The following is a 6,767-nucleotide window of genomic DNA, read 5'->3' as shown; positions in this document are numbered from 1 at the left end:
CGCCGTCCTCGCGGTTCTGGGCGACCCGGACGACCTCCTCGCGGAACTCCTTCGGATACGGCTTGGGCATGGTGCACATCCTCTCCCGTGGCACCACTCAGCACCACAGATCAGATGTCACCCCGCCGCGCGGCAGTCCCTCTTGCCTTAGCGGCCGTCGGAACGGCCGCAGCGGAACCGAACACGGCGCCTACGCCTGGGATCTTCGAAGAGTTGCCTTCTGAGGCCGTGGTCCTGCCGGCGCCGGGTGAAGAACCGCAGGGCGACGAGGTCGTTAGCGAGCGTACAGCTACCTCTAGAACCTATGAGACCGCCGTACCCGGTGTGTATCTCACTCAGGTGGCTTCCGCGCCTGTCAACCATCAAGTCGGAGACGTCTGGCACCCGCTCGATCCATCTCTGGTGGCCGATTCCCAGACTGGCTTCGAGGGAGCATCGCTGCCCTTCGACCTCTCGCTCGCGGAGGACGCGGCCGACGTTAGTCTTGCGAGCCTCGCTCCTGCTGACAATACAAGTGTCGAGTTCGGTTTCGAAGGAGCGTCGTCAGTGGCGCCCACTATCGACGGCAACGTGGCGACCTACACCGATGTCCAGCCTGGTGTCTCAATTGAACTTGAGGCGATGCCGAGTGGTCTGAAAGAGACGATCGTACTCGAATCGGCTTCGGCGCCAAATGTCTTCACCTTCTCACTAGCATCCACCGGCTTGACCGCTAGTGAGGCCGCGGACGGTTCGATAGCGTTTGTCGATGCTGGTGATCAAGTCCGTCTGACGATTCCGCCGGGCTACATGTTTGACAGTGCAGAATCACCCGCCACTTCGGAGGCAGTCACGTACGAGCTGGATGAAAACGGTACTGAACTAACGGTGACTGCCGACCAAGCTTGGCTGGCAGATCCACAGCGGGTCTTTCCGGTAATGGTGGATCCGACGATGAACATCTGGTCGGAGGCGGACGATACCTTTGTGTCGAACGGGCTCACCAACGATAATTCTTCCCTCTATGTACTGAAGGCAGGGTACGATGGTACTCGAGCCCACCGCTCCTTCCTGCATTTCGATCTTCTTGCTCTCGATGGTCTCGAGATCCTCGCTGGCGAGCTGGCACTTGTGCAGAACGGCTCCGGCTCCTGCACGAGCTCGCCTGCCGATGTTTACTCTGCGACAGAGGAATGGGACGGCACTGGAACCACCGCTTGGCCTGGACCCGTAAATGCCGACGACCCCCTCATCGGGACGATCAATTCTGGACTAGGGCACAGCGGATCGTGCCCCAGCGGGTTCGCCGTCACGGACGTTACGCGTGCTGTCCGCGACTGGGTTCACGGCATTGATCCGAACTATGGGCTGTACCTTCGTGCTCGAGATGAGGCCAACGCGGCTCAGTTCAAGCAGTGGGGCTCATCAGAGAGTTTCGTTCCGCCGACCTTGAACGTCCTCTGGGTTGACCCGGATCTCTCAAGTGCGCCGAGTCTGCCGACCAATCTGACACCGCAAGAGATCACGACGACCGCCTCGCCCGTGCTCTCTGGAACGTACACCGACCCACAGGTGGACGACGGGCAACTCGTCTTCTTCAGTTACGACGGCGCGACCGGCGCGTTCCTCGCCGGATATCCTTCAAGTGTTGTCGACTCTGGTCAGACCGCTACCTATACAGGAAGTGGGTTTCCTATTAACTACCCCATCTCCTGGCAAGCCTTAGCGGTGGACACCGTCAACGAAGTTGGCTCGCGGCTCAGCGACCCGGTGCCCCTGCTTAGGCCATCCGCGCTCATCACTGCTCCCACGACGGGCGACAATGTAGCGGGGACTATCTCGTTCACCGCATCGGTGGACTCGTCGATAACCGGAGTCACTTCTGTTGAGTTCCTAGTGGATGAAGGAATCGTAGCTACGGATAGCAGCGCTCCCTACTCCACCACAATCGACACGACTCTCCTCGACGATGGCAATCACACGTTTGATGCTCGGATTCAGGGCAGCACGTATGATGAGACTCTGGCACCTCGTGCAACTGTTTACGTCGATAACGACACCGTAGGTCCTGACACCTCGGAGCCTGGCGAGGGTGCCGAAGGCACGGTCGGTCAGACCGAGGATGCCAACCAGGCGACCTGCTCGATCTACGAAGTTTGTCTGTTTCGGTATACCGACTGGAATCGCGGCCAGCGCAAAGACATCTGGCAGCGGGCCAGTACTGATTACCACTACAGCGACAACTACTGGTGGGTGGATGGTCAGCAGACTAGCGCCAGCGTCGATAACAGCCCGAGCTCGATGAGGAATCGTGGCCAGTCATGTTACGTGCGGCTGTGGCGGTACGCTTCCCACCGAGGCCCGAAGTCGCGGTTCGAGATTAACAGCGAGGATGGCAATCTCGGAAATAATGATGTGGGCGATAACAAGGCGAGTAGCCACTCGTTCTGCTTCTAAGAACTGGGACGTTCCTTGCGTAGATATCTGGTCGGCATCGTTGTCGTGGCCATTGTGGCAGTGGGCATTGTGACTTGGCTGCAGCGTCCCGGCTCTTCTGGCGACAGGGCCACTGCAGACTCGCCGCGCGAGGAACCGCAGCTCGGAGCAGTACTTGAAGACCCAACTGAGGCAGATATCGTTCTGCCAGTTAGCGGCAATGTCCCGTTTCGCGAACAGGCGATTCAGGATCTGGCCGTACAGCAGGCGCAGGATGAGACGACCGCTGAATGTATGGTGGCGGCCGGCTTTCCGCTACCACCATCGCCACCCGCCGCCGTTGTGGAGGAGAACCCCGACGGCGAGCGGTACGGACTGATCGACCCCGAGCATGCTCAGCGCTACGGGTATCACCCGGCGCCGTACCCGCCTGATGTCCAAGCACGCATTGACTTTCAAGCAAGTGCGGTGACATCTAACCGACAGGAGCTAGCTCTTTACAGCGAGGGCGGCTGCCTTGATCAGGCACGTGCCGCGACTGGCGTTGACGCTGTGGAGCGGGCGCGCAGTGAACTCGAGGCTGCGCTAGTTGAAAGTTTCGACCTGGCCATGGCGGACAGTCGAGTCGAGGCCGTGATGGGACGGTGGCGAGACTGCATGGAGCGCTCCGGCTACACCTACGGGACTCTCTGGGACGCGAACGATGACCCGCGCTGGGACCCGGAGCTACCGCCCAGCCAGGAGGAGATTGAAACCGCGCTGGCGGACGTTGCGTGCAAGCGTGAGGTCAATCTCGTCGGCACCTTGATGGCCGTAGAGCAGGCATACCAAGAGGAGCTGCTTCGGAGTCAGCCCGGCCTCGTGCATAACCTCAATGAGGCACTCCGACGTCAGCAGATTGCACTTGAGGAGCGGGCTGAAATCGAACCGTAGGTCTACCACTCGACGGGTGCCTGACCACTGGCTCCGGCTCACGGACGAGGCGCTGCAGGCTGCGGGCCGACAGCCTGCCAGCCAGGATTGGTCCACGCTCAGGTTGATGACGGAGTGGATAGAGGTCACTGCTCAACTGCGCATGCGCATCTCGCGAGGTTCCCCCGTAGCCAACTGGCGAGGCAGGGCGGCAAGCCGGTCACCACCAGCTTCGTCGGCCGCATGCTGCGCAACGCCTATTACACCGGCCTCGTCACGTGGGGCGAGATCCAGGCTCGCGGCAACCACGAGCCGCTGATCTCGGTCGAGACCTACGCCAAGAACCAGGCCATCCTCGAATCACACCGCTCCGGCGAGAAGCAACGGACCCACCCGCACTACCTGCGCTCCACCATCTACTGCCGCCGCTGCGGCAGCCGGCTCTGCTTCACCAGAGCCACCGGCAGCAAGGGCGGCATCTACGACTACTACTTCTGTCTCGGACGCCACCAGAAGCGCACCGAGTGCGATCTGCCGTTCATCCCCGTCGAGACGACCGAGAACGAGATCGAGGCCCACTACGCATCGGTCCAGTGGTTGAGCGACGAGCAACTGGCCCGGCTGCGGGACAGGTTCGACGCGGTTCTGGAAGCCCGAACCCAGCAGGCGGGCACCGTCACCAGCCGCCAGCAGAAACGGATCAAGCGACTGAACGCCCAACGCGACAAGCTGCTCGACGCCTTCCTGAACGCCTACGTGCCGGTGGAGGTCCTCAAGCGGGCTCTTCGGATTTCAGCGGGGAGTGATGCCGGCGAGTAGGTCCCAGTTGGGGCGGCCGGCGTAGAGCAGCGAGCGGATCCGGTAGTGGCGGAACTTCCGGAACCCGAACGCGACCCGCTTGACCCGCTTGATGAGGTTGTTGACGGCCTCGGCGGGCCCGTTCGTGGCTCGGGATCGGTGCCAGGCGACGATCTGGTTGCGCCAGCGCTTGAGGGTGCGGCCGAGCTAGCGGACCTCGGGCGGGAAGGTCTCGTCTTGGAGGTCGCGGGCGAGCTCGTCGATGTAGCGGGCGGCGAAGTCGGGGTTGGGGATGTCGTAGAGGAACCGGACCGCTTCCTTGGCGTGCCACGCGTAGGCGACTTCACCCTTGGGGTCGCCGGCGCGGAGCAGCCCTTGGAGCTTGGCGTCACCCTTGGCGTCGAGGCGCTCCTCGGCCGCGAGCAGCAGCCGGCGACAGCGGTAGAGCGGGTCGTGTTTCTGGCCGCGGTGGCCGAGGGTCTCGTTCTGGACCCGCCGGCGGCACTCGTCGAGCTTCGCCCCGGCCAGCTTCACGACGTGGAACGGGTCCGCGACCTGCACTGCGTGCGGGAGCATCGTGTCGAACGTGGCCCGATACGGGCCGGACAGGTCCATGACCGCCCACTGGATCCTCGCCCGCCAGGTCGGGTCGCGGGCTTCGAGCCAGCGGGCGGGGGCGTCCGCAGTGCGCCCGGCGACCACGTCGAGGAGCTGCCCGTTGCGGGCGTCGACCATCTGGGTCGACCACCGCTGGGTCCGCCACGGCCCCTCTCGGACGAACAAGGTCTCGTCCAACGACAGCGCCCGCACTGAACCGCCCTGGGTTGGTTGGAGGCTCCTGACCTTGGAAACGAGGATGGAGTCATGCCTACGCAAGGCCGTCGGGGAAGCCGACGACGCGTCGTTACAGCGACGCGGAGAAGAAGCAGGCGGTGCGGCTGGTGCGCCAGCTCCGCGCTGAGCTCGGGACCGATCACGGGACGGTGCAGCGGGTCGCGGACCAGCTCGGGTACGGGGTCGAGTCGGTGCGGATGTGGGTCCGACAGGACGAGATCGACCGGGGCGACGCGCCGGGGACGTCGACCGTGGACGCGGAGCGGGTCAAGGCCCTGGAACAAGAGCTTCGGGAGTTGCGCCGCGCGAACGCGATTCTGAAGTCGGCGTCGGCTTTCTTCGCGGCGGAGCTCGACCGCCCACAGAAGTGATGGTGGCCTACATCGACGGCCACCGGGCCGAGTTCGGGGTCGAGCCCATCTGCAAGGTGCTGCAGATGGCCCCGTCGACGTACTACGCGGCCAAGAGGCGTGAGTTGTCGCCGTCGCAGCGGGCGTTGCGCGACGCGGTGATGGCCCAGGTGCTGATGGTGCTGTGGGTGACGAACCGCAAGGTCTATGGGGCCCACAAGCTCTGGAAGGCAGCCCGGCGCGCCGGTCACGACATCGGCCGCGACCAGACGGCCCGGTTGATGCGCCAACTCGGGATCGAAGGCATCAGCCGCCGGCGGCGCAAGGTGTTCACCACCATCGCCGATCCGGACGCGACGCGGGCACCCGACCTGGTGAACCGCCAGTTCACCGCGGACCGGCCCGACGCGTTGTGGGTGACGGACTTGACCTACGTTCCGACCCGGTCGGGAATGGCCTATGTGTGTTTCATCGTCGACGCGTTCTCCCGTCGGATCGTGGGGTGGCGGGTCGCGTCGAACATGCGCACCGAGATGGTTCTCGACGCCTTGGAGATGGCGAGGCGCTCCCGGGGCGGCCGCCGCCTCGTCGGGTTGGTCGCGCATTCCGATGCCGGGTCGCAGTTCACGTCGGTTCGGTTCACCGAACGTCTCGACGAGATCGGCGCGCGTCCCTCGATCGGGACCGTCGCCGACAGCTACGACGCGCTGGCCGAGACCACCAACGGGCTCTACATGGCCGAGTGCGTCCGAGGCCCGGATGCTCCGGCGGTGTGGGACGACGTCGACCAGCTCGAGCTCGAGACCCTCGCGTGGGTGCACTGGTTCAACGAGCAGCGCCTCCACGGCCACTGCGACGACGTGCCGCCCGCAGAGTTCGAAGCAGCGTTCTACGCTGCCCAACAGACCGACCCCACCGGGGTTGGAATCCAATAGAAACAGCCTCCATCAGACCCAGGGCGGTTCACCCGGGGACCCTCAGCCCGCTACCGCACCCCGCTCAGATCCGAAGAGCCCTCAAGCGCAAGCAAGACGCCATCACCGCCGAACTGGTCCAAGCCGAGCAAGCGATCCGGGAGGCGTCCATCGAGGCCGACGTCATCCGCCGGAATCTGGCCCTGGCCCTGCGGCTCGTGTCAGATGCCCACTGGGCCTACCAGCAGGCTGGGCCACAAGCCCGCCGGCACTGGAACCAGGCTCTGTTCGACCGCATCGCGGTCGACTACCAAGAACCCGTCTACACCCGGCTTGCAGACCCTTTTGCCCAGATGGTCGAAGCTGAACTCCTGCGCCGACTGGACCGTGAAACAGAGAACCCCGACCGCCTTAACAGGGGCCGGGGTTTGAAAGAGCACTACTTGGCGGAAGGTGTGGGATTCGAACCCACGGTGACCCGGAGGCCACAACGGCTTTCGAGGCCGTCCCATTCGTCCGCTCTGGCAACCTTCCGGGGTCGATG

The 6,767-nt window shown here is 63.9% G+C and carries 5 protein-coding genes, 1 tRNA gene, 1 pseudogene and 1 other annotated feature; of the genes and pseudogenes, 4 read left to right on the top strand and 3 right to left on the bottom strand.

The annotated features are described in order from the left end of the window. The first annotated feature begins 402 nt into the window (after window positions 1-402). From JNK12_23740 to JNK12_23730, 3 genes are all read left to right on the top strand, one after another. Window positions 403-2,436 carry a DNRLRE domain-containing protein gene (locus JNK12_23740; GenBank protein ID MBL8778958.1) on the top strand — a complete coding sequence of 678 codons (2,034 nt, stop codon included), beginning with the start codon at window positions 403-405 and terminating at the stop codon, window positions 2,434-2,436. Window positions 2,437-2,451: 15 nt separating this feature from the next. Then, a complete protein-coding gene (locus JNK12_23735; protein MBL8778957.1) occupies window positions 2,452-3,348 on the top strand; it encodes a hypothetical protein in 897 nt (298 codons plus the stop codon). Window positions 3,349-3,570: 222 nt separating this feature from the next. Beyond that, window positions 3,571-4,146, top strand: a complete 576-nt coding sequence (locus JNK12_23730) for a recombinase zinc beta ribbon domain-containing protein (protein ID MBL8778956.1) — start codon at window positions 3,571-3,573, stop codon at window positions 4,144-4,146. Here the strand turns inward: JNK12_23730 and JNK12_23725 are convergent. Both JNK12_23725 and JNK12_23720 read right to left on the bottom strand, forming a co-directional pair. Next, complete coding sequence (locus JNK12_23725; protein MBL8778955.1) at window positions 4,120-4,299, bottom strand: transposase; 180 nt, start codon at window positions 4,297-4,299, stop codon at window positions 4,120-4,122. The two genes, JNK12_23730 and JNK12_23725, sit on opposite strands and share 27 nt — an antisense overlap. Window positions 4,300-4,332: 33 nt before the next feature. Further along, the gene (locus JNK12_23720) at window positions 4,333-4,935 is read right to left on the bottom strand and encodes a transposase (GenBank protein MBL8778954.1); all 603 of its coding nucleotides are present in this window, start codon (window positions 4,933-4,935) and stop codon (window positions 4,333-4,335) included. Window positions 4,936-5,057: 122 nt separating this feature from the next. Here JNK12_23720 and JNK12_23715 point away from each other — a divergent pair. Continuing rightward, window positions 5,058-6,244 (top strand): annotated as a pseudogene (locus JNK12_23715) (IS3 family transposase). Continuing rightward, window positions 5,291-5,404 (top strand) — a sequence feature (AL1L pseudoknot). It overlaps the preceding pseudogene by 114 nt. Before the next feature lie 423 nt (window positions 6,245-6,667). On the opposite strand, the gene JNK12_23710 reads toward JNK12_23715, so the two are convergent. Beyond that, a tRNA-Ser gene (locus JNK12_23710) sits at window positions 6,668-6,757 on the bottom strand. Between the last annotated feature and the right edge of the window lie 10 nt (window positions 6,758-6,767).

Source organism: Acidimicrobiales bacterium (genome assembly GCA_016794585.1).
Taxonomy (GTDB): domain Bacteria; phylum Actinomycetota; class Acidimicrobiia; order Acidimicrobiales; family DATDAH01; genus JAEUJM01.
Note: the sequence above shows the minus strand (reverse complement) of the source record. Positions and strands in the feature narration are given on the sequence as shown.

Excerpts from the sequence above, each read along its gene's own strand:
- JNK12_23730 (MBL8778956.1), top strand. The coding sequence starts at position 3,571 with ATGCTGCGCAACGCCTATTACACCGGCCTCGTCACGTGGGGCGAGATC.